Source organism: Carboxydocella thermautotrophica, assembly GCA_003054495.1.
GTDB lineage: Bacteria > Bacillota.
Genome location: CP028514.1, coordinates 1,751,638 through 1,775,711 on the forward strand (window position 1 = coordinate 1,751,638; position 24,074 = coordinate 1,775,711).

A 24,074-nucleotide genomic window follows, 5' to 3' on the forward strand; every position below is an offset into this window, starting at 1 on the left:
CCTACCTACCCCCTTTGCTGGTGTACGCCAGAGCCCTGACTTTGGCCGCCAGATAATCCTGATGGTAATGGGCCAGCTCCAGGGCCTGACCGGGACATTCACCCACACAGGTACCACAGCCATGGCACTGGACAGGATTGATTTCCGCCACCATATCGGCATTGATGTGCGGGACCCCGTAAGGACAGACCCGGACACAGGTAAGGCAGGCTGCACACTGCTCAGGTCTAGCCATAAAGGCCACTACTCCACCAGCTAGCAAGTGGCGGCGGGAAAGAATGGTAGCTGCCCGGGCCGCCGCCCCCGCCCCCTGGGCAATGGCTTCTGCCAGCAGTTTGGGCGCATGAGCCGCACCAGCCAGATAAAAACCAGCGGAAGGAAAATCCAGGGGGCCCAGCTTGGCATGGGTTTCCACCAGCAGACCCTGTTCATTGCGATGCACCTTGAGCAAGGAAGCAAGTTGACCCAGATCCGCCGGGGGCCGGGCCCCTGTTGCCAGCACCACCCCTTCCTGCCGGAGATTGAGCCGGGGCCAATTTTCTTCGTAGCGGAAAAAGCGGATTTTTTCCTGGCGAGCCTGGCGGTATTCTTCTTCCAGGAAACCATAGCTGCGCATCTCCCGGAAATGGATGTGAACCTGCAGCCGGGGCCAGCGGCTTTTGAGCTGGCGGGCCAACCGCAGCCCCTGCAGACAACAGGTGCGAGAACAGAAGGATACCGGACCTAAGGGCTGGGAGGCACAGAGGACAATGCTGATCCGCTCAAAAGCAGGTTGCCAGTCAGGTTCTTTTTCCAGCAGTTGGGTCACCTGCCTGAGGCTTAACCAGCCCTCGCCCAGGTTGGCCGTCAAATCCGGATCAGGTTCTGCTTCCTCCAATCCTGTTGCCACAACCACCGCTCCGTGTTCCACCACTACCGGTCCGGCAGGCGTCTCAATGCGGGAGCGGAAATGGCCCTGATGGCCTCCGATCTCGGTCAGATGCGACCGGGTATAGATACTGATCAGGGCATGAGACTGAACCCGCTGCCTCAGGTCAGCAATAACGCTTTCATCCCCGGGGTAACCAGCCAGGCCACCCAGTTCCTCCTTTTTTTCTACCAGGTGAACAGGAAAGCCCATTTCCGCCAGGTTATAGGCGGCTGCCATTCCGGCCGGTCCTCCCCCGATTATCAAAGCCTGATTCACTACTGGTACTGGATGCAGTTGCAGAGGACGATGCAGGGCCACTTTGGCAACAGCCATTTTCACCAGGTCAATGGCTTTGGCCGTGGCCGCTTCCGGTTCCAGCCGGTGCACCCAGGAACACTGATCGCGGATATTGGCCATTTCAAACAGGAACTGATTGAGACCTGCTTCCTTTAGTGCTTCCCGGAACAGCGGCTGGTGGGTGCGGATCGTACAAGAAGCCACTACTATCCGGTTCAGCTGGTGTTCATGGATGCGGTTAATAATCTGTTTCAGAGAATCCTGGGAACAGGAATATAGGAATTCCTCCGCCCAGACCACACCTGGCAAACGGGCAGCAGCCTCTACCACCCGGGGCACATTTATCACAGCAGCGATATTGATCCCACAGCGGCAGATAAACACCCCGATGCGCGCTTCCTCCTGACTAACATCCCGTTCCGGGGGATAGGTTTTGGGCTGGACCAGAGTATGACGTCCCGGGGCCAGCAGAGCGGCGATTCTGGCTGCAGCAGCACTGGCACTGGCTACTGTCTCAGGAATATCCCGCGGTCCCTGGAAAGCTCCTGCCACAAAAACCCCGGACCGGCTGGTCGCCACCGGGTCTTCCGGTGGGGTCCAGGCAAAGCCGTACTGGTTGAGCTCAATCCCGGCCGCCCGGGCCAGTTCCTTTGCCCCTGCCGGTGGCTCTACCCCTACGGCCAGCACCACCAGGTCAAATTCCTCTTCTGCTGCCTGACCCTCCCGGCTAAACTGGACCAGCAGTTTTTTTCTTACAGGGTCATATTTTACTCCTGCCACCATAGAGCGAATAAAGCGCACTCCCTGCTCCCGGGCCGACTGGACATAGCGGTCAAAATTTTTGCCATAGGCCCTCAGGTCCAGATAAAAAATGGTGGGCTCGATTTCCGGGTCATGTTCACGGGCAATGATGGCTTCCTTAACCGAATACATACAGCAGATGGATGAACACCAGGAGTTACCCCGACAGGCATCCCGGGACCCTACACACTGGATAAAAGCGATTTTACGGGGAGTCTGCCCGTCACTGGGCCTGACCACATGGCCCTGACTGGGTCCGGTGGAACTGAGAATGCGTTCAAATTCCAGGGATGTAACCACATCAGGGTAAATCCCATAGCCCAGCTCCCCGTAACGGCGAGCATCAAACAAACTGAAACCGGGAGCCAGCAAAACCGCTCCAATGGCTATTTCCCTTTCTTCTGCCTGCTGGTCATGGGCGATGGCCTGTTTCTTACAGGCGCTCTCACAGAGACGGCATTCACAACAGCCGCCACAATTCAAGCAACGGGCAGCCTCCTGGCGGGCCAGTTCCTCACTGTATTGCTGTACCACTTCCGCAAAGGTCTGCCGTCGTTCCAGCGGATGCAATTTACTGGCCGCTACCCGGCGCTGCCGCTGCACCCGGGCCAGCTCTTCCGGGGTCCAGCGGGCTTCGGGCAGGAAGCGGCGCTCCCGGCCCTGGTAGAGATCCAGGCCGTTCAGGTAACGATCAATCGATTCCGCCGCTTCCCGGCCGGCAGCACAGGCTTCCACCAGAGTTTTGGGTCCAGTCACAGCATCGCCGCCGGCAAAAACGCCAGGCAGACTGGTGGCCAGGGTGACAGGGTCCACTTCGATAAGACGGCCCCGGGTTTTAAGACCGGGATGTTCCCCCAGGAAGGATTTTTCCGGCGCCTGGCTGACAGCGATAATCACTGCATCTACCGCCAGTTCCTCCTCCGAACCGGGAATACCCCGGGGCTGCCGCCGCCCGTCCGGTCCAGGAGGCCCCAGCTGGTTTTTCTGGATTTTAATCGCCTGAACCCGCTCTTGACCCAGGAAGGCTAATGGGGAAGTCAGGAAACGGAATTCCACCCCTTCCTCCCGGGCTTCCACCACTTCTTCCGGTAAAGCAGTCATTTCCTCTTCCGTGCGCCGGTATATAACAGTCACTTCTTCTGCCCCCAGGCGCAAGGCAGTACGAGCAGCATCCATAGCGGTGTTGCCGCCGCCGATCACCGCCACTTTGCGCCCCAGGACAGGTCTTTCCCCTAATGCTACCTGGCGGAGAAAGCTGACCCCGTGATAGATACCATCCAGTTCTTCCCCGGGCAATCCCAGAGTCTGAGGCTCATGGGCACCGATGCCCAGAAACACCGCCTGGAATCCTTCTTTTTCCAGGAGACTGGTGATAGTTCTTTCCCCACCGATGGGACTATTAACCCGAATTTCTACCCCCAGCCGCTGAACTAGCTCGATTTCCTTCTGCACCAGAGCTTTGGGCAAGCGATATTCGGGGATACCAACCTGCATCATACCTCCGGCTACCGGCAAGGCCTCAAAAACCGTAACCTGATAACCCCGTCGGGCCAGGTGATAGGCACAGGAAAGACCTGCTGGTCCAGACCCCACCACCGCTACTCGTTCCTGCCGCCTGATAGCCGGACGTATATCTTCATCCCTGAGTTCTTCCAGCACCTTGACCCCAATAAAGCGTTTGATCCGACTAATGGCCACCGGTTCCTCTACCTGCCCCCGCTGGCAAACCTGTTCACAGGGATGGTGACAGACGGTACCGCAGATGATGGGAAAAGGAATAGCCTCACGAATAATATCCCAGGCCTCCCGCCAGCGCCCCTGGGCCGCCAGGGCAACATAGGCGTGAACATTGATTCCGGCTGGACAGGCCAGACGACAGGGACTGGTCCCCCGCTTGCTGATCAAATATTTATTAGGCACTGCCTGGGGAAAAGCTTTATGCACAGCTTTGCGCCGGTTCAGGCCCTGGTTAAACTCAGCGGGCAGTTCCACCGGACAGACCTGTTCACATTCCCCGCAGGCAGTGCATTCTTCCTCTTTTACATAGCGGGGCCGCACCCTCAGCCGGGCTGTGAACTGACCTGGCTCTCCCTTTAACTCCAGTAAATCGGTGCAGGTAGAGAGGCGAATATTGGGATGATTCAGAGTGTCAGTCATTTTGGGACCTAACAAACACATCGCGCAATCATTGGTGGGAAAAGTTTTATCCAGCTGGGCCATGGTTCCCCCCAGACTGGGGCCGATGGTGACCAGATGAACCAGATGCCCGCTTTCCGCCAAATCCAGGGCGGCAGTCATCCCCGCTGGTCCGCCCCCTACCACCAGAGCTGCTCCTATCACTTGTTCCGGTTTCATCTGCTCACCCCCAGTGCTGCCACAATCAATTCTGTAAAATAGCGAACCGGCAGCTTTTTGCTGCCCCCTTGCCGCCAGGCCAGATTGGCATAACAGAGGGGACAGGCAGTAACTATTTCCGCAGCTCCGGCCTGTCGCGCAGCCTCCACAATCTTTTTAACCAGTTCGGAAACAACCTGGCCATGGGGCACGGCCATGCTGCCCCCACAACAAGCGGTTTTGTAGGACCAGAGCACAGGTTCTGCTCCCAAAGCCAGCAACAGTTGATCAAGCCGCCGGGGCTGTTCAGGATCATCAAAGGCGATTTCCGCTGGTCGTACTAACAGGCAACCATAATAAGGCGCAATTTTGCGCCCGGATAGCTGTCCCCGGGCCCGTTTCTCTATTTCCTGTAAAAGCCCGGCTTCAGTCATCAGTTCCAGCAGATGCCGGATCTTCAGGTCCGGTCCGGCCTGACGGGCCAGCACGTTGTAACAGGCAGCACAAGGGACCAGCACTTCTCCCAGCCCCGCCTTGCGAGCCTGCTTTAAATTGCGCTGAGCCAGGGCCTCCCCTACCGGTGGCAACCAGGCATGGCCCGGGGTCGCTCCACAGCAATTCCAGTCCGGTACTTCCCTGACCTCAATCCCCAGCAGAGCCAGGGCCTTGCGGGCAGTATCTTCATAAAGCTGGGCTGTGGAATGCAGGGAACAACCGGGAAAATATCCGTAAACCATTCTATGCCCTCCCTTCCCGCTGCAGCAAAGCCGCTACCTCAGATCGCCCCTGAATGGGCTGGGGCAGAAGACGTAAATTGCCCTGCCTTAGCAACTGCCAGCCCAGAGCCAGGTCCGCCAGCCAGCGGCCGGTCCGCCATTTATACCCCAGTATCATACCCAGTTCATAGACCCGGCCCCAGCGGGCCACACTGGCTAGAAAACTCTGGTAAAAAGCCGGCAATGGGGATGGGGTTACCATTTTCTGCAGCCAGGCTTTCTGTTTCAAACTAGCGGTAACTTCCCCCGCATCGATTCCGTTTGGACAGCGGGCAGCACAGGTACCGCAGTGCAAACACAGCCAGAGGCGATTGGACTGTAGGGCCTCTCCTTCTCGTCCCAGCAACAACAGTTCCACCAGCCGGGCAGGTCCGATGTCCGTCCAGGGAGCTACCGGACACCCGGCGGTACACTTCTGACACTGGTAACAGCCATCAACTGGCAACATACCGGTCACCTCCTCGTGTTGCTTTAATTACATGCAAGGGACACTCCAATTCCTCCCCCTTCCCGGTAAAATGTCAATACCGCCTGCTCAAGAACAAAAAAAGACAGGTAAACGGTTAAAACCATTTACCTGTTAAATGTCTTCTTATCTGTCGCGCAACAGTCCCAGCTGTTCCAGTCTGCGATACAAAGTGCTGCGGGCAACTCCCAGTTCCCGGGCCGCCCGGGCCAGATTACCCTGACAGCGCTTGATGGTATTGAGAATGGTTTCTTCATCCAGGGAACGCCGCATGGTTTTGCTATTTACCGGCTCCAGCCGAAGGGATTTGCCCTCCATGAGAAATTCCGGTCCTAGCTCCGCCGGGGTCAACCAGGGCCCCTGCGCTACATTGACTGCCCGTTCGATTACATTTTCCAGCTCCCGCACATTCCCCGGCCAGGAATACCGCACCAGCAGCTCTTCGGCCCGGGGATGAAAGCCCCTGATCTGCTTACCCAGCCGCTCAGTCATCTGTTGCAGGAAAAATCTAGCCAGAGGCATGATATCATCCGGGCGCTGGCGCAAGGGCACCATCTGGATGGTCAGGACATTCAAACGGTAGTAGAGGTCAAGGCGAAAACGCCCTTTTTCCACTTCCTCCCGCAAATTCTTGTTGGTAGCCGCAATCACCCGTACATCCACCGGAATAACCTGCTGGCCCCCGATACGCATCACTGTCCGTTCCTGCAAGACTCTGAGCAAATGGGCCTGCATTTCCAGGGGCATTTCCCCGATTTCGTCCAGAAATACTGTCCCGCCATCAGCCAGCTCGAATTTACCGGGGTTACCACCCCGTTTGGCCCCGGTGAAGGCTCCTTCCGCATAGCCGAACAGCTCAGAACCGATCAGTTCCCGCGGCAGGGCGGCACAGTTGATAGCGATGAACGGTCCGCTGGCCCTGGGCCCGGCATTGTGAATAGCCTGAGCAAAAACCTCCTTGCCGGTACCGCTTTCCCCCAGCAAGAGCACGGTGGAATTGCTGCGGGCCGCCTGGCGAGCTAGCTCCACTGTCCGCAGAAAAGCCGGGTTAGTACCGATCAGGTCATTAAAACTGAAGCGGGCCCGGGCTCCCACCATTTTAGATACCAGCTGTCTTACTTTCTGGATTTCCCTGACCACCACTACCATCCCCACCAGCCGTTGCTGGCTGTTATAAATAGGCCGGCAGGAGACAGTACAGTGAATCTGCCCCCGCCAGCTTTCCTGTTGCCACTCCTCCTCGGAAATTTCCTCCGCCCGGGTCAGGGCCCGGCTGACAGGGTTACCTTCCCCCAGGATTTCGTCGATTCTCTGCCCAATGGCCCCCTCGCTGTTTAACCGCAAAATCCGGGCCGCCGCCTGATTCAAACGGGTTACCCGGCCTTGCTCATCCAGAGCCAGTAATCCTTCTGAGATAGCCTCCATAATGGCGCTCTGATAACGATTTAACACCGTCATTCTCTCCAGCGCCCGATTGATTTTTAACTGCCCTTCAATAGCCTGGGTAGCGGCTACTACCATCCCTAGCGTGTGGCTATGCACCTTTTCAAAGCTGCCCGTCATGCTGATAGCGCCCAGAGGTTGGCCAGCCAGGCCCATAATGGGAGCGGCAGAACAGGTCCAGGGATGCAGGCCCTCAAGATAGTGTTCGGCAGCAAAAACCTGAATAGGCCGAAGTAAGCGCAAAGCCAGCCCGGTGGCATTGGTGCCGCTCACCCCTTCCGCCAGGCAGGCACCAGGCACGAGACGACATTCACGAGCCAAACGCAGGGTTTCCGGGTCCCCAACGCTTTCCAGCAAATAGCCCTCTTCATCCACCAGGGATACGATAAACCCGGAGCCCTGGACAAAAGAGTAGAGAGATTTTAAATAGGGAGTAGCCAGATTGATTAACTCTTCCCTTTCCCGCCGCCGGCTGAACAATTCTTCCTTGCCCAGCACCAGCGGTACTTTTTTTAGCTCCGATTTGATCCCGGCCTGGCGGGAACGCCGCCAGGACTCGGCTATTTCCGGCCTCAGGTGCTCCTGGTTTATTCCAGCCCGGCCCTGACGCTGAAATTCCAGCCAGGCCTGATACAAATGGTCAGAGAGCAGATGTACCATCCCGCACTCCCCCTCTTGTTCCTGTCTGCACAAAAACAGAACCGGCCCTGTTCGGACCGGTTTGCCCATTCCACCCTATGCGCCTTTTTCTCCACCAAACCTGTTGCATAAGCGTCCGCCCCTTTTTCCCCTTTGCTTTCAATGTACCTTTTTTTCAGCAAAATTGAAACAGCCGGGCGGCCAATGGTCAAAATCAGCAGTTAAAGGTCATGATAAATCGGTTTCGCAGAGGGGACAGCGGTCATCCCACTCAGACCAGCACTGGTTGCACATAATCAAACCACAATCACACAGTTTTACATCCAGAGCTGTCTTTTTCTCCTGGCAGGCTCGGCAGAAATAGACGGCCGTAACCGAAGTTACAATCGCCCCCCGCCGCACCTCCTTTAACTCCATTTTCTGCACCAGGCGCAATTGGGGCTTTTCCGGGCCAGGCAGCACTTCCGGCATCCCTTCGGGATAGCGAATTTTATCCACCGCCATCTTCCATTCCTCCTTTCCGCCGCTCCTGCTTTCGGCTGCTTTTGACTATTATCCTAGCAAGAGCAATGCCCGCTGCGGGCCTTATCGGCGAAAAGAAGTTTTTCGTCCCTCAATGGTTATTCAGGCAGTTTAATTGTTATGCGGCCTCTTCCCAGTGTCCCAGCATCTGTTGCATACTGTCTTATCCCGCCAGCAGCAAGGCACATACTTCAGGCACCTTCTCCCAGTAGTTTACAGCCTTATTTAGTTTGGCGGCGTATTTCTCCTGATTCCAGCCTTCTTTGCGGTAAAAATAGCGATTGGCCAGGCGCCAGAATTTCTGGGGAAAAGTGAGAAAAGCAGCGATCACCGTCTTTTCCTCAGCTGACAGGGGGCGTATCTCCTCATAAGCGGCCAGAATGGCTTCTGCCTTTTCCCTCTGCCAGCCCTGGCGCTTCATAGCCCGTTGCAACAACCGGGCCACATCGGCTGCTGGTAAGTCCTGGCGACAATAATCGAAATCGATTAAATAAGCATGCCCATCCGGATGAATAATGAAATTACGGGCCGCCACATCCCGATGGATAAAAGCCTGAGCTCTTTCAGCTTCACTAGCCACCACCTGGTACTGGCTGCTGTTGAGTACTTCCAGAGCCTGCCTGGCCAGTTGCAAACCCCGGGGCAAAGCCTGCAAAAATCCCCGTTCAAAGGAATTGAGTTTTCCCTTCATGGCCAGCAGTTTTTGAAAAGCCTGCAACTCCTCAATCCTTTCCTCATATTTTTCCGGCCAGGCCCAGTACATGGTTTTGGGCCGGCTGCCCGGCGGTGGTGTCAGCCCATGAGCCACCTGATGCAAAGCCGCCAGGGTCCGGGCTGCCTGCAAGCAATCCTGCCGGCGGCGAAAATCACAGCCCCTACCCTGAACCCAGCCCGTGGCCAGCCAGCTCTCTCCCCCCTCCTGCCAGATTGCTTCGCCCTGCCCTGTCAGTACCAGGGGAGCAAACCAGGGAAACTGCTTTTGTTTTAAATACTGAAGGGCAGCTGTAATAAACGCCAGTCGTTCCGGACTGGTAGTAGGTCGTTTTAAAGCAAATTCCCCTTGCCGGGACAGCACTTTCCAGACTGTATCATTGATTCGTCGAAACCTGGCTTTTTCCCAACCGTAAGCCTCTGCTATTCTTTTCATAAAAAAATTCCCCCTTTGGCACAGTTTATGCCCGGGGGAAGAAAGGAGTTATTTTTTCTTTTTTCTTTTTGCTTTCGCCTTTTTCTTCTTTTTCGCCTGTTCAGCCAGTTTTTTCTGGGCCTCGGCCTTGAGCCGTTCCTGCTCGGCCAGGTATATCCGCCAGTCTGGCAGTTTCCCCTGCAGAATAGCTCCCGTCGGCGTGAGAGGTACCTTGAGGGCCAGGACCTGGCCCTCAAGGTCTGCCCCATAGACTACATCCCCCATTGCTGCCGGTGCCGCCAGCATAAAGGCATCCCCTGTCTTGTACTGCCAGCTGAGGCGGCCATTCTGAGCATCGATCCCAATTAAGCCACCATAGAAGGTGTTCCAGACCAGCTGACCACCCACCAGAACGGGTCGGGTATCATAGATGGTCTTGCCGCTATTAAATTGCCATAATTCCTTGCCGGTCAGAGGATGATAAGCATACAAGCGGCCACTGACAGCATTAACAAATACCGCCTGTCCCTGTACCAGCGGTGCACCATAGCCTCCTGCCAGTTTGGCCTTCCAGGCCAGTTTGCCGTCCAGCTGGTCCAGAGCAAAGAGGGAATAGCCGCCCTGGCGTTTGTCCGCAGGGGCAACGGCATAGACCAGCCCATACCCTACCGCCATCGGTGCGGTAGCCGGAGCATAATAAAATCCGCTATTGATCAGGGTCTTCCAGAGAAGCTTGCCGCTATCGGCCGCCAGGGCATATACGTAACCATCGTTACTACCTACAAAAAGACGGTTACCAGCCAGCACCGGCTGGGCCCGTAGACCCCCGCCGGTTTTATAGTTCCAGACAATCCCACCATTTTCAGGAGCCAGTGCCACTACCTGCCCGGTAGCCAGGGCACAGATCAGGTACTTGCCGCTCCATATCGGTGTAGCCAGGGAACCCGCCGGTAACTTAACCTGCCAGAGCACCTGGCCTTCGTCATTAACAGCGGCAGCCCAGCCATCCACTGCCACAGCCATGGCTCCCTCAGGGAAAAGCACTGCTCCTCCCACCAGAGCCTCCCCTTCCGGGCTCACCTGGTATGACCAGAGACGGTTACCGGTGAAGCGGTCCAGAGCCGTCAGCTGCCCATCACTGGAAGTAACCAGCAGTTGTTTGTTCCAGGGCAGTGGAGCAGACTGGACACTGCCCTTTACTTCAGCCTGCCAGAGCAGAGCCGGTTGACCGGTAACCTGGAAGGTTTGATTGAGATGGTAGACCTGGCCGCCGGAAAAAACCAGGCGAACTGTAGCCAGATGCTGACCAGGGGTAGTAATCTGCCAGTTCAGCTGCCAGCTGCCATCAGGCCGGGGAGCGAGTTTCTGCCAGTTGCCAGACCGGTCTACCCGGGCTTCAATACGCTCAGGACGTTCTTCCCCGGATAAGCGCAGGCTGATTCCCGTAGCCGCAGCCTGCACTTCCGCTCCTTGCAGGTTAACAGTTTCGCGAGCTGAAACTTCCGCCAGCTTTTTCAGCCAGGGGAAACCGATCTGCTTATGCCAGAGGGTCAATTTCCCCTCTTTGATTTGAACCAGGGCATAGCCACCATCCACAATGGCTTTCACCATAAAAAAGGGACGACCATTGCGGTTCCACTGCAGGTGGCTGTGGCCATGTCCGGCAAAATAGGCCAGAACATTATAGCCTTGCAGTATTTCCAGTACCTGATCCTCATTATCGATAAAGCGGTTACTAAAAGCCAGCGGATGATGGCTGAAAACCAGCACCGGCGTACCAGGAGCCAGCCGGGCCAGGTCAGCTTGCAACCAGCTGAGCTGGGGTCCATCGATATGGCCATGGGTAGCACCAGGGATAGCTGAATCCAGGATAATAAAATGGTAGCCCTTATAATCAAAGGAATAATAGCTTTTGCCTCCCTGCCCGAACAGCCGGGCCCAAACGGGTTTGGTTTGATCACTCCAGCGGCTGTCATGGTTGCCCAGGGCGTTGTACAAAGGCACCTTTAGAGGGCTGACCGCCTGGCGATAAGCATTGATTTCCCAGGCCAGTCCTTTTTCCGTCATATCACCCATGTGAATGACAAAATCCAGGGCCACAGGATTCTGGTTGAGTTCAGTTACTGCCAGCCTGGTTCGGGCCAGGCCTGTACTAAAACCCACATGGGAATCGGTAATTACAGCAAAGGTTAAGTCCGCAGCCGGATCCAGGTAGCCCTGGTAGACTGCCGCAGCCACAGTTTCGGAAGCCCGGGCCAGCCCAGGCCAGCACCAGGCCAGAACCAGGCTCAAGAGGAATATTAACTTACGCATAACTCCAGTCCCCTTTAAAAACAAATTTAATGTAAATAAAGTTTTATTCTATCTAGCTCTTTTTCTAAAAGAAATCGGCGAAAGGCTGTACTTTCCTGTAAAGCTGCCAGCAAACCCGCTTCCAGTTTACGGTCTCCTGGCCCTTTCCCGGGTCCTTTTTGCAGAATCAGCTCTTCCTCTTCTACTTCTAATATTTGCAGAAAATGACGGGCCTGTAATACCTGCAGACCAAGAAAAACAGTTTCCACCGTTTCCCCCAGCCTGGCTGCCGCCTCTTCCAGGTTAATCCGCCCCAGAAAGGGAGGCAAAAGGGCCAGGTTATGTTTCAAGAGTGCCAGCAAATTCTGGAGGAAATCATCAGCCCTGCCCAAATCTGCTCTGCCAAAAGCCAGTACCAGCCGCCGGGCCCCGGTCAAGGCCAGCATTTCCCGCAGCTGGCGTTCCGATGGCGGTGGTTTCAACAAAACCAGGGTTTCTGCCCTGACTGGCGGAGTATACCCTTCACCCCACTGATAATACCAGCTCTCCTGCCAGAGCGGCAGTTGCCGCCCTTCCTCCCTCCAGTTGCGCCAGTCCTCAATAACCAGATTGAGGGCTGGCTGTGGTCCCGGCAGGGTGCGAGCCAGAAAATCCAGGCAAATCAGCTGCGTACTTTCCTTCTGCCAGACTGGCTGCACCAGCAAATCCCCCCGGGTTCCCGGCACAATTTGTTCTGCCCGTTCCGCCGCCAGCCACCAGTTCAACGTTTGTCCTATTCCCTGCTGTCTGATGGTAAGCTTCAAATGGCGTTGAGCCAGGACCTGGGTCGAAACTATCTCCACCCCTTCCAGTAGAAATACAGGAGGGGGATTGCCTGGTCCAAAAGGCTTCAATTCCTGCCATTCCCGGGCCAGTTCCGGGCTTAACTCGGTCAGATTGAAAGGTAGATCATACAGCAGGGTTGTAGTGGTCGGCAGATTTTGCTGCTGTTGCATCAAAACCGATTTGAGAGTGGTGGTAAAAGCTTCCCAGTTCAGGCGAGGCAGGGAAAATCCGGCTGCTTCCGCATGACCGCCATATTTCTGCAAATGAACTTCAGCCTGTTGCAAAGCCTCCCGGCAATGGTAACCTGCCGGTGCCCGGGCAGAACCGGTCAGGGTTTCCCCATCTTCCTTCAATCCTGCCAGCAATACCGGCACCCGATATTTTTCGCAGAGGCGCCCGGCCACTATTCCCAGTACGCCATGATGCCAGTGCGGCTGCCAGAGCAGAATGGGTTCACCCGGTTGCCAGCCCCTCAGGCGCAATAATTCTTCCGCTTCCTGCCCCATTTCATCCCCGATGGCTTTGCGTTGCCGGTTCAGCAATTCCAGCCTGCGGGCAATTTCATCTAACCTGGTTTCATCACGGCCAATCAACAATTCTACCGCCAGGCGAGCATGGTCCAACCGCCCGGCGGCATTGAGCCTGGGTGCCAGTTGAAAAGCTATCAGCTCTTCATCAATCTCCTCCTGCCGGTAACGGGCCAGCAGCAGGCCCAAACCGGGATAAACCTGATCGGATTGCAACAGCTGTAAACCCCGTTTCACCAGTGTACGGTTATCCCCCAGCAAAGGTACCACATCAGCGACCAACCCCAGGGCTACCAGCTGTTCCAGTTCTCTTTCCTGACCCGCTCTCCCGGCCAGCTGATAGAGCTGACGCACCAGATAATAGGCTACACCGACACCGGAAAGCCAGGCAGCCGGATGGGCGGGTTGATCCAGCAGGTGAGGATTGATCACCGCCTCTGCCGCCGGCAGCCGTTCCGGTGGCAGGTGGTGATCAGTAATCACCACCTTGAGCCCTAGCTCTCTGGCTCGCCGTACTTCTTCTTCATTGCTCACTCCGCAGTCACAGGTGAGCACCAGCTGGATCCCGGCAGCCGCTGCCTGTTCCAGCCGCTCCTTATTTAATCCATATCCTTCCTCAAACCGGTCAGGTACGTGGTACTCCACCTTTGCCCCCAGAGCTTGCAGGGCCCGGTACAGAACAGCGGTAGCAGTGACTCCATCCACATCATAGTCCCCATAGACCAGGATAGGTTGCCCCATTTCGATGGCCTGCCAGACCAGGCGGGCGCCGGTTTCCAGCTGGGGTAAATCCAGCGGAGAACTCAACTCCGCTTCTGGCGGCAATTCAGTCCAGCCCCGCTGCCAGAGGAGCTGGGCCAGATAAGGTTTGCTGCCTGCCAGTTCCTGCAGTTCAACCGGCATCGGCCGGAGGTTACGCAACTGAAATCTGACCTCTCTCACCAGCTTTCCCCCTCAACCAGTTGCCAGCTTAAATCCTCCAGCCCCAGTTCCCTGGCTGGATCCAGCTCTTCAGTAATCTGACCCTGACAGAGAGGGCGGTATTCACAACTGCGACAAACCTCCTCCACGCCTACAGGCGGATAATCGGCAGCAGCAATTGTTGCCTGGATTTCCGCCAGCACCTGACTTAAACGTTCTTCTGCCTCGGCCAGAAACTTTTCCTTTCCCGGTATGACTACCCGCTGGGCCGGATAGCGGGGATTCCAGTAGACCAGGCTAACCTCGGCATCAGGGGGCAAACCCAGATAGTTGCGACCACAGCGAGCGGCTACCAGCAGGTAGAGGCGGGTTTGCCAGCGTTCTGTCAGCAGTTTCTCTTGCAGAGGAGCAGCCTGAGTCTTCCAGTCATAAATTAGCAGGCGGCCATCGGGAATTTGCACCAGCAAATCATATTTAACCAGCAAAGAACCCCAGGGACTTTGCCAGCGCAATTCCTGTTCGGGATAATAGCTGTACCCGTCCTGGCGGGACCAGGTTGCTGCCAGGGCAGCCAGCCACTGGTTCAGGTTGCTTTCCCCCACCGGCGGTACCTGTCCGGTCAGGTAATATTGCTGGGCCAGGCGATGGAAAGTTAACCCCCGTTCCAGCTCCCGCAGGCTTTCTTCATTTTTTCCCCATACCGTGGGCCAGTAGAGAGCATCCACATAGCGATAGCGAAAACGGCGCCGGCAGGTGAGAAAGGTTTCCAGGGCTGCCTGACTGAAGGTCAGCTGCTGAAATAACTGTTTCTTATTTCTATTCATATATTTTCCCTCCTGCCACCCGTACGAAGTTTGCCATCTCTTTCCAGAAAGTCGGAGCTTCTGAATCTCTCGGTTTTCCATTTTTATCCTGATACTCCCGCGCCCTGGTAATGATCAGACGTTTTTTGGCCCTGGTTATGGCTACGTAAAATAAGCGCAGTTTTTCTCTAATCTCCTCCAGTTTGGCCTCTTCAAGGGGATTACCGGTAATTGCCATTCCCTGCAGTTGTTTCAAATAGGCTTTTGCTTCTGCATTCAGATTGATAATTCTGCCAGGAAGTTTATATTCACTGCGACTGTAATGATGCAGTTTCCCCGTATAGGGATAGGCATTGGTAGCGATGACAAAGACAATATCCCATTCCAGCCCTTTGGCTTTATGACAGGTACAAATAGTTACACTCTTTTCATCAATGCTATCCATCATTTCTTCTACTTTGAGGGCAAATTTCTTGAGGGCAGGCTCGAGAACAGGCAAATTGCTGGCTATTTCTTTTAAACGCCACTCCGGGTAAAGCTGTAACTGGTAGCGGATGTTGCCCGCCAGGTTATGGGCGAGGGCCAGTTCCTCCTTTTTCAGCTCCAGGTCCTCGGCCAGATAGAGCACCAGCTGGTCAGGTACCAGGCGCAGGGAAGCCTCCAGCCAGTCCCGCACCTGTCTTAACCCCTGCTGCAGCACCGTATAGGCCTCCTGGCTCTGCAGGGCATCCAGCAATTCCAGGGTCTGTTGCTGCCCGGGTGGATAAAGCAATTCTTCCGGCCGGTAACCCTGTAAAAAGGTTAACAGGGTCTCCCTGTCCCCGGGTTCCAGTTCCAGGGCGAAAAAGTCCTGCCAGAGCTCGATCCAGGCTTTCAAGTCATCGGGAGAACCCAGATATTTTAGCCCCCGCACCAGGCCATACATGGCCCGTTTTAAATCACTGCCCAGATCTTCTCCCACAATCCGGGCCGCAATCCCCTCCTGGGCCAGCGTCTCGGCCATTTTGGCCCCGATTTCCCGGGTGGGCACTAGAACAGCGATACTCTCACCGGGATAAGTCTTCTGAGCCAGGGCGATATATCTGGTCACCCCCTGGTATTCTTCCTCCCCATTCCGGTAGGTACACATGACTACCGGAAAACCGCCCACTACCGGATTGGGCCTGCTGTCCCCCGCCGGAGCCGGTTGAATAAACTGGGCCTCCAGGGCATTGCGACAGGCCGCAACCGGGTATTCCTCTGTTACCCAGCGCACCAGCCAGTTGGCGGTATCAATCACCTGCTGGCAGCTGCGACTGGCATAAAGCAGATCGACTTTCTGAACCAGGGGGTCACGGCAGTAGGCCCGGTACAGTTCCGGCTCCGCTGCAGTGAAGGTGCCCATAATGGCCTGGTTGGAATCTCCTACCCGAACCAGATTGCCATGGGAAGAGGACAGTAAACGCAGGATTTCTTCCTGCAAAGGGTTGGAATCCTGGGCTTCGTCCTCGAAGATGTACGTCCATTTTTGACTGAGCCGCTGGCGAAGCTGCTGATCCAGGCGCAACAAATCCCGGGCCTTGAGGATCATATCATCAAAATCAATCCCCCCTTCCCGGCTGAGCTGGCGCTGGTAAACCAGATAGACTTCCAGCAACCAGCCCAGGGGGTTATCCGGTGGCAACGTCCCGATCCAGTCTGCTGCCTGCGGTTCCTGCACTCCTCGTCCTTTCAAGGTCGAAATGCCGGCCAGGAGAAAATCGGCGACTTGCTCACGCCATTTCTCCAGTTGCCGGAGGTCAGGCTGATTACCCAGGGGGCCTTCCCAGCGCTGCCGCTGTTTGCGCATCCAGTCATTGATAATCCCTTTAAGGATATGTTTCCTCTGCTCCTCGTCTATAATATTGAAATCTTTATTAACCAGAACTACCTCGGTTTTTTCCTGCAAGATCTGCACTGCCAGGGAATGAAGGGTCCTGACCTCGAATTTGCGCTTGCCTTCGATGCCCTTTTCGGCCAGAATCCTGCTGATTCTCTGCCGGAAGTTGCTAACAGCGGAATTCATCGCCGTCACGATCAGGATTTTGCCCTGGCCAACGGCCCCGGTGGCGATCAGATCTGCCGCCAGATGGGCCAGGACATGAGTTTTTCCCGCTCCTGGCACCGCCGGAACCGCCAGCCGTCCTCCCCGGTAGGCCATGACCAGATCCTGGCCCGGCCGCCAGTTAATTGCCATCAGCACCACCCCCTGTCTGAGCCAAACTGAGGACAAAGTCCAGGAAGGGCCCTTCCTGCTCTATCCCCTGGGAGTTGTAAATACTAATTCCCAGATAAAGATGGTGGCAGCGGCTGAACAGGGCCCAGGCCATCCGGTTGGCCTGTTCTTTGCGCCAGTTCTGGTCAGTATCGTCCTGCCAGATATCCTCTGCTTCCCGATCCCTGGCCAGCAGCCAGGAGTTGACCAGCTCCTTGGCCGGTCCCTGCCACCAGGCAGGCGCAGTCACATCCAGCAAAAAGACATGCTCAGCTGTGAACCCCCGGTCCAGAAAGGAGCTGACGGTACCCAGCAAAAGCCCCTGGCCTCTCTCCACCCAGGGCGCCAGTTCCAGAACTTCCTGGGCCAGGGTCCCTTTGAGAATCATCTGAATAAAGGCCTGGTCGGGCTGGGTTTCATCCCCATAGGCCTGGGCCAGGGCCCGGGGTAAGCGCAGGGCAGCCGCCAGCAACCGCCGCACACTCAGCAGATCCTCCTCCTGTAAAGGCAGAGGAGCCAGAATCTCACCAAAGGCCCGTTGCAGGAAATGGGCAATGGTCCCCGGCTCCTGCCGATAGGAACGCAACCACTCCTGCAATCTCTCCCATCTCTCGCTGAGAGCAAAACCGAGACGGCGCCGCAGCTGGTCCTGATCCAGATCCAGCTCTTCCACCCCGTTTCTGACCAGCTCCCGGGCCAGTAAACGGGCCCGCAGGGGGTCACATTGAAGAATCAGGGCCAGGGAGTGGGCCAGATCATCCTCGGCAACGGCCAAATGCCAGCGGGGATGGGCCAGAACCGCCAGGGTGAGCAGGGCCCGGACCAGAGGCTGGTCCAGTAACCGCCAGCCAGTGGCAAACTTGCGTACCGGTATGCCCTGGCGCTGGGCCCAGTTCTCGATGGCCGTTTCCAGAATGGCATCTGACACCGGAAGAAGCAGGGCTATCTGATCCCATTCTACCCCTCGAGCCCGCAGCTCCAGGATCCGGGCAGCAATCAATTCCAGCAGCTCAGGCCGCCAGCTGGCCTCTATTTCCTGGATTTGCGGGAGGGTTGGCCTCCCACCTATTTGCCGGCAATTCGCCCCTGCCATTTCCTGCAGGCGGGCCCAGGCCAGCTCCGGCGCCCCTCCCCGGATACGCCCCAAACCGCCTTCCGGGTTGATGGTAACCAGCCATTGCTCTGCTTTCAACAGCAATTGCAGCACCAGATCCAGAGCAGTGGGCACCAGTTCTTCGGCATCATCTATGATCAAACCCCGATAACGTCGCAATAGTTCCTGCCGATAGTTCGGCTCAGGGAGCAGATAGCGGTGATATAGTTCCACCGCCAGGGAATAGTCGATCATCCCGCCCGCCAGACACTGCTGGCGAAATTCCTGCCCTACCGCCAGGGCGGCTTTCAGTTCCTCCTGCCGGTCTACTGCTGCCGGCCAGCCTGTCAGCAAACGTTGCAAGGCCTCCTCTTCCTCCAGGCCATTAACAGCAATGAGATTCAGTAAATCCAGCACCTGTACTGCTAGCTGAGCAGTGGTAGCCACGACTTTCAGCAGTTTACCCTGGGCCTTGGCTCTGTCCACCAGTCTGGTAACCAGATAGTGGGCAGTTTCTGCGGAAAGAAAAAGGGGATCATCCCCTTTTAACGCTGGCTGCCTGGCTTTTAACTGCCACCAGTAAAGGGCAATTTCCCGCTGGATAAAACCAAAATAAGTATAGATTTCCAGATTACCCGCCTGAGGCAAAATCAATTGCTGTCGCCACCAGCTCACCCGCCGGGCGGAAGCCAGCAAAACCAGAATCCGCTCAGTGCGCATGCCTTCCTCCAGCCACTGGCGGTAAACCCGTAAGCACTCTGCTGTCTTACCGGCGCCATAAGGTCCTGATAATAGCTCTTTCAACCTGTTCTCCCCTTTAATACAAACTTATGTTCTATACTATTCGTCCTTTAAACTGGAAATCCTGCCGGTTATGGAAAAATTTTTAGTCAAGGAAACGGCGAACCGCCTTGCCATTGAGATAATCGCATTTTTTTCCCTGCCAGGTATCCAGGGCCTCCAGTCTCTCTTCGATCATCTGCTTGATTTTCCACCAGCTGGTATTCCAGTTGCAGAAATACATTTCGCCCTGGGGCCCCTTGCCTACGAGGCGCTGGATTACCGTCTCCGGCCGCAAATATTCGAGGAAAGCCACAACCCGATCCACATACTCCGGCAAAGAGATCAGGTTTATTTCCCCTCGTTCAAAGCGGCGCCCCAGCTCTGTTCCTTTCACTATATAGAGGGAATGGAGTTTGACATAGTCGATCTCCAGCGCGGAGAGAATTTTGGCATTTTCAATGACATCCACCAGGTCATCTCCAGGCAGATTGAGAATAATGTGGGTGCAAACCTCAAATCCCCGCCGTTTGAGCCTCCAGACGGCATCGATGTACTCCGCCAGGGTATGACCCCGGTTAATCTCCCGCAGAGTGTGATAATTGACGGTTTGCAAGCCCAGTTCCACATTGATATTCAGCCCCTGCTCCTGCCACTGGCTCAGGACATCCAGATAGGCTTCATTGATACAGTCCGGGCGGGTGGATATAGAAAGGCCTACTATATCCGGCTGGGTGGCTGCAGCCTCCATGTAATTGCAAAACAGTTCCAATGGTAAATAGGTATTGGTAAATGCCTGAAAATAGACGATAAACTTATGGGCATTAAAACGGCGGCGGAAAAATGCCTGGTTGGTTTTGATCTGATCTTCCACCGCCAGGGAACTGGGCAGGCATTCAAACCCCGCCCCGGCTTCATCGCAAAAAATACAGCCACCTCGCCCGACCGTACCATCCCGATTGGGACAGGTTCCTGGTAAGTTGACTGGCAGTTTGTATACTTTTTCTCCGAATTTGGCCTGTAGATGCCGGGAGTAATTGCGATAGCGTTCCATCCTGTTTACCTTCCTTGTCTCAGTTCTTGCTAATATTATAGCAGATAATCAGCCGTTCGCACGTCTATGACAGCTGTTGAGCTGTTTTTTCTACCATTTAGCCGGATTTTTTCCGACAACAGCAGGAAGAAAAACAAGAAAGGAGAAATAGATATTCTATAGATATACAGATAGGGGGTAAGAAGGTATGGAACCAAAAGATTTAAGCAAAGAACAGGCCCTGGCGTTGCTGGAGGATTTCGCCAAGCGCTGGCTGGCCCATGATGGCCTCTGGTTTCTGGCCGTGGAAAAGCGCTACGGCCTGGAAAAGGCCATTGAACTGGATGAGGAGGCCTGGGCTACTTTTACGGTACTGGAGGCCAAACGGGTCAAGGAGTTTCTGGGACTGCCGGATAATGGCGGCCTGGAGGCCCTGAAAACCGCTTTGAAATTCCGGCTCTATGGTTTCCTCAATGAACAGGAGATTATCGAGGAGGGACCTAAGCGCATTGTCTATCGCATGAAAACCTGCCGGGTGCAGGCAGCCCGCAAGCGCAAAGGCCTGCCTGATTTCCCCTGCAAGCCGGTGGGAATCACCGAGTACAGCGGTTTTGCCAGAACCATCGACCCCAGAATCAAGACCCGCTGTATCGCCTGTCCTCCCGATGAACATCCGGAAGAATTTTATTGTGCCTGGGAATTTACACTGGAGGAGTAAGACAATCCCCCTGATAACGTACGTTATCAGGGGGATTTTTCAACGCACTATACCAGCTGCCGCAAAACCGGAGAATCTCCTCTCCACTCAGCTGCATTCCAGGTTTTAATACAACGGCCACGCAAACTGTTTAACCCCAGTCCGGGTGAGGCACACCAAAAACGGCAGCTTCCAGAACCTGCGGCAGCTGGGCCAGTACATCCTCCACTTCTTTAGGTCTGTTCTGATGTATTAACACCATAAATGATTTCAATAAGCCTCATTACCGTCGGGGGATTAAACCAGTGCATGCCAATAAAGCGGTCAGAACGATGAGATGCGGCAGCCAGTGCAGTGATACTGAGCTGGGATGTGTTGGAGGCAAAGATAGTGGGTTCTGGCAGGAGGGAGTGCAGTTGCAGTATTGGCCTTTGAAAAGACGAAAAATCCCCTTCAATACCATAATAAAAACACCTCTCCGTTTCCGAAGAGGTGTCTGTCCTTACTCGGCAGCAACAACTTCCTTGTTTTTGTAGAAACCGCATTCGGGGCAAACCCGATGAGGCATTTTCAGGGATTTGCACTGAGGGCAAACGGACATGCCAGGTCCGTCAATTTTCAACCACTGTGCTCTGCGATTGCGAGTGCGAGCCTTGGATTTCTTATTCTGTTGTACACCCATTGTCTACACCTCCTTCAAAAGCTTTTGCAGCACCGCCAAGCGGGGATCAATTTCCCCCCGGGGACACTGGCATTCACCTTCATTCAGGTTTTGGCCACACTTTGGACAAAGCCCCTTGCAACTTTCCTGGCAAAGACCGGAAATGGGCAAGTCCAGCACCATGGCGGCCTTAACTTCGGTATCAAGAAAAACTGCCTTGCCGGTAAAAATCGTGAATTTATCCCGATCTTCCTGCCCGGCCGGGCCCTCGGCAACTTCATGTAAGGGCAGGTATTCCACTTCCAGCGGTACTTCCAGAGGGAAGGTGTATGGTTCCAGGCAACGCCCGCACTGGCGCCTGATTTCCGTGCGGATTTCCCCTTTAACCTGGATAAGACGCCCTACTTTGGCCGCAGTCCCGCTGACAGAAACCGGCTTTACGAACTCCAGTTTTTCTTGTCCAAACTCCAGCGGCACCCATTGTTCCTCAAAAGCGAAAGCAATGGCCTGCCCTGGAGCCTTCAAAAGTTGGCTGACATCAATTTCCATCGGTTTTCACCTCAATAAATAGCCAACGTTAATTATACAGGCCAGAGGGGCCTTTGTCAATCAATTATTTTCCTGCCAGTACGGCCACTGTATCCCGGGCGATCATCAGCTCTTCATTGGTGGGTACAACCAGTACCTTGACCCGGGCAGAAGGCGCTGAGATATCGGCTTCCTGACCTCTCACCTGGTTCTTTTCGGCATCAATAGCAATCCCCAGGGCCTCCAGGTCACGACAAACCATTTCCCGAACCACCGAGGAGTTTTCCCCCAGCCCGGCGGTAAAGACAATAGCATCGACGCCATTGAGCACCGCCAGATAGGCACCGATATATTTCTTGACATCATAGCAGAAGATTTCCAGAGCCAGCCGGGCCCGTTCATGGCCCCGGGCAGCAGCTGCCTCCAGATCGCGGAAATCACTGCTCACCCCGGAAATGCCCAGTACCCCGGATTTCTTATTGAGAATACCGGTCACCTGCTCAGCAGACAGGTTTTCCTTTTCCATGATATATGACACAATCGCCGGGTCGATATCTCCGCTGCGGGTACCCATGGTCAGGCCTTCCAGAGGAGTAAAGCCCATGGAGGTAGCCACTGATTTCCCCCCATCGATAGCAGTGATGGAAGCTCCATTGCCCAGGTGGCAGGTAATCAGTTTCAGCTGGTCTAAAGGCTTACCCAGCAACTGAGCGGCCCGCTGGGCCACATAACGGTGGGAAGTACCATGGAAGCCATAGCGGCGGATGCGATATTTTTCATAATACTCATAGGGCAAAGAGTAGATATAGGCTTTAGGTGGCATGGTCTGGTGAAAAGCCGTATCAAAGACGGCCACCTGGGGTACCCCGGGCAATAGGGCCTGACAGGCCTTAATCCCGATGATATTGGGTGGATTGTGAAGGGGAGCCAGTTCCACGCATTCCTCAATAGCTTTTAAAACCTCAGCATCTATGACAGTAGAGGCTGAAAACTTTTCCCCACCATGTACTACCCGGTGGCCTACGGCCTTGATTTCCCCCAATCCCCGTACCTGTTCCAGCACCAGACTGATAGCTGCCTGGTGGTCAGGGATATTCTGTTCAATTACAGTTTTATCCTCACCAACGCGGTGAGTCAAACAGCTGCCCTCCAGGCCGATCCGTTCTACCAGCCCTTTGGCCAGCACAGTTTCCTTTGCCATGTCAAATAACTGGTATTTCAAAGAAGAACTGCCGCAATTAATAACCAGTACATTCATTTAATGGTGCGCCTCCCTTGCTTGAGCCTGTACTGCAGTGATTGCTACAACATTGACGATATCATCCACACTGCAACCCCGGGAGAGGTCATTGACAGGAGCTGCCATACCCTGAAGTACGGGGCCAATAGCTTCTGCTCCCCCTAACCGCTGAGCCAGCTTGTACCCGATGTTGCCGGATTGCAGGTCCGGGAAAATCAGGACATTGACATGTCCGGCCACTTCACTGCCCGGGGCTTTGTATTGCCCTACTGCTGGTACCAGTGCAGCATCAGCCTGCAATTCCCCATCCACCTTTAAGTCAGGATAACGTTCCCGGGCAATATCCGTGGCCCGCTGCACCTTGGAAACCAGCTGGTGTTCCGCACTGCCTTTAGTAGAGAAGGAAAGCATGCCCACCCGGGGCTCAATACCGGCAAGATTGCGCGCAGTCTGGGCTGAAGCATAGGCGATTTCAGCCAGCTGCTCTGCCGTGGGGTCAGGATTAACAGCACAGTCGGCAAAAACCAGCACTCCGCCTTCACCATATTGTTCATTGGGTACAATCATGATAAAGGCCCCGGACACTACGGAAATACCGGGTGCAGTCTTGATAATCTGCAGGGCAGGACGCAACACATCTCCGGTGGTGCTCAGAGAGCCGGCCACCATGCCATCGGCATCTCCCATTTTTACCATCATGGCACCAAAATAAAGGGGATTGCGCAGCAAATGGTCAGCGGCATCACGGGTCAGGCCCTTCTCCTTGCGCAAATTCCAGAGGGCCTCCACATATTCCTCCCGGCGAGGGAATTTAAAGATATCCACGATTTCAGCTCCGGTCAGGTCTACCCCCAGCTCCCGACCATTGCCCAAAATCTCCTCCCTCTTCCCCAGTAAAACGGGATGGGCCAATCCTTCCCGCAAAATGATTTCCGTTGCCCGTAACACCCGTTCATCACTCGTTTCCGGTAGGACAATCTGTTGTTTCTTCTGTCGTGCCTTGTTCCAGATTTTTTCCATCAATTTTACTGCCATATGTATGCCCCCTTTGCTAGCCTACCAAAAAAATATTATACTACAAAGTAAGGAGATTTTGTAGCCGTAGCTTTTATTTTTAAGGAGGATAT

General features: G+C 55.1%; 18 protein-coding genes and 1 pseudogene. 1 reads left to right on the forward strand and 18 read right to left on the reverse strand.

Translation table 11 applies throughout. From position 1 onward, the window contains the following. Position 1: 1 nt before the first annotated feature. The 12 genes from CTH_RS08790 to mnmL all read right to left on the reverse strand — a co-directional run bounded on the left by CTH_RS08790 (position 2) and on the right by mnmL (position 19,842). Complete coding sequence (locus CTH_RS08790; RefSeq protein WP_107753578.1) at positions 2 to 4,363, reverse strand: FAD-dependent oxidoreductase; 4,362 nt, start codon at positions 4,361 to 4,363, stop codon at positions 2 to 4. After that, on the reverse strand, positions 4,360 to 5,079 hold the full coding sequence (locus tag CTH_RS08795) for a CoB--CoM heterodisulfide reductase iron-sulfur subunit B family protein (protein ID WP_078664918.1): 720 nt from the start codon (positions 5,077 to 5,079) through the stop codon (positions 4,360 to 4,362). The genes CTH_RS08790 and CTH_RS08795 overlap by 4 nt, the downstream gene beginning before the upstream one ends. A gap of 1 nt (position 5,080) precedes the next feature. Continuing rightward, on the reverse strand, positions 5,081 to 5,566 hold the full coding sequence (locus tag CTH_RS08800) for a 4Fe-4S dicluster domain-containing protein (protein ID WP_078664919.1): 486 nt from the start codon (positions 5,564 to 5,566) through the stop codon (positions 5,081 to 5,083). 144 nt (positions 5,567 to 5,710) lie between these two features. Continuing rightward, a complete protein-coding gene (locus tag CTH_RS08805; protein ID WP_159073846.1) occupies positions 5,711 to 7,687 on the reverse strand; it encodes a sigma-54-dependent Fis family transcriptional regulator in 1,977 nt (658 codons plus the stop codon). Between the two features lie 207 nt (positions 7,688 to 7,894). After that, positions 7,895 to 8,170: a hypothetical protein gene (locus tag CTH_RS08810; protein WP_078664921.1), complete on the reverse strand. Its 276-nt coding sequence runs from the start codon at positions 8,168 to 8,170 to the stop codon at positions 7,895 to 7,897. Between the two features lie 181 nt (positions 8,171 to 8,351). Further along, the gene (locus CTH_RS08815; protein ID WP_107753580.1) at positions 8,352 to 9,335 is read right to left on the reverse strand and encodes a CotS family spore coat protein; all 984 of its coding nucleotides are present in this window, start codon (positions 9,333 to 9,335) and stop codon (positions 8,352 to 8,354) included. A gap of 48 nt (positions 9,336 to 9,383) precedes the next feature. Then, positions 9,384 to 11,627: an outer membrane protein assembly factor BamB family protein gene (locus CTH_RS08820; protein WP_107753582.1), complete on the reverse strand. Its 2,244-nt coding sequence runs from the start codon at positions 11,625 to 11,627 to the stop codon at positions 9,384 to 9,386. A gap of 26 nt (positions 11,628 to 11,653) precedes the next feature. Then, the gene (gene recJ / locus CTH_RS08825; RefSeq protein WP_107753584.1) at positions 11,654 to 13,900 is read right to left on the reverse strand and encodes a single-stranded-DNA-specific exonuclease RecJ; all 2,247 of its coding nucleotides are present in this window, start codon (positions 13,898 to 13,900) and stop codon (positions 11,654 to 11,656) included. Then, complete coding sequence (locus CTH_RS08830; RefSeq protein ID WP_159071900.1) at positions 13,897 to 14,703, reverse strand: PD-(D/E)XK nuclease family protein; 807 nt, start codon at positions 14,701 to 14,703, stop codon at positions 13,897 to 13,899. The genes recJ and CTH_RS08830 overlap by 4 nt, the downstream gene beginning before the upstream one ends. Then, entirely contained in the window at positions 14,696 to 16,897 is a 2,202-nt protein-coding gene (locus CTH_RS08835; RefSeq protein WP_107753587.1) for an ATP-dependent helicase, read from the reverse strand. The genes CTH_RS08830 and CTH_RS08835 overlap by 8 nt, the downstream gene beginning before the upstream one ends. After that, positions 16,887 to 18,812 carry a hypothetical protein gene (locus CTH_RS08840; protein ID WP_107753589.1) on the reverse strand — a complete coding sequence of 642 codons (1,926 nt, stop codon included), beginning with the start codon at positions 18,810 to 18,812 and terminating at the stop codon, positions 16,887 to 16,889. The genes CTH_RS08835 and CTH_RS08840 overlap by 11 nt, the downstream gene beginning before the upstream one ends. An 82-nt stretch (positions 18,813 to 18,894) precedes the next feature. Continuing rightward, a complete protein-coding gene (gene mnmL, locus CTH_RS08845; RefSeq protein ID WP_107753591.1) occupies positions 18,895 to 19,842 on the reverse strand; it encodes a tRNA modification radical SAM protein MnmL/YtqA in 948 nt (315 codons plus the stop codon). A gap of 187 nt (positions 19,843 to 20,029) precedes the next feature. Here mnmL and CTH_RS08850 point away from each other — a divergent pair, with 187 nt between their 5' ends. After that, a complete protein-coding gene (locus CTH_RS08850; RefSeq protein ID WP_078664929.1) occupies positions 20,030 to 20,539 on the forward strand; it encodes a DUF6125 family protein in 510 nt (169 codons plus the stop codon). Positions 20,540 to 20,669: 130 nt separating this feature from the next. On the opposite strand, the gene CTH_RS08855 is transcribed toward CTH_RS08850, so the two are convergent. The 6 genes and pseudogenes from CTH_RS08855 to pta form a co-directional block, all read right to left on the reverse strand. Further along, a complete protein-coding gene (locus CTH_RS08855; RefSeq protein WP_107753593.1) occupies positions 20,670 to 20,780 on the reverse strand; it encodes an AMP-binding enzyme in 111 nt (36 codons plus the stop codon). Continuing rightward, a pseudogene (locus CTH_RS14535) lies at positions 20,755 to 20,916 on the reverse strand (3-hydroxyacyl-CoA dehydrogenase NAD-binding domain-containing protein); the annotation flags it as partial. The gene CTH_RS08855 and the pseudogene CTH_RS14535, both read right to left, overlap by 26 nt. Before the next feature lie 104 nt (positions 20,917 to 21,020). Beyond that, positions 21,021 to 21,200 (reverse strand): 50S ribosomal protein L32, encoded by a 180-nt coding sequence (rpmF, locus tag CTH_RS08865; RefSeq protein ID WP_078664932.1) that lies wholly within the window; start codon positions 21,198 to 21,200, stop codon positions 21,021 to 21,023. Positions 21,201 to 21,203: 3 nt separating this feature from the next. Further along, positions 21,204 to 21,728: a YceD family protein gene (locus CTH_RS08870; protein WP_107753595.1), complete on the reverse strand. Its 525-nt coding sequence runs from the start codon at positions 21,726 to 21,728 to the stop codon at positions 21,204 to 21,206. Positions 21,729 to 21,792: 64 nt separating this feature from the next. Beyond that, entirely contained in the window at positions 21,793 to 22,965 is a 1,173-nt protein-coding gene (locus CTH_RS08875) for an acetate/propionate family kinase (protein WP_107753597.1), read from the reverse strand. Next, positions 22,966 to 23,982: a phosphate acetyltransferase gene (gene pta / locus CTH_RS08880; protein ID WP_078664935.1), complete on the reverse strand. Its 1,017-nt coding sequence runs from the start codon at positions 23,980 to 23,982 to the stop codon at positions 22,966 to 22,968. Positions 23,983 to 24,074: the final 92 nt, after the last annotated feature.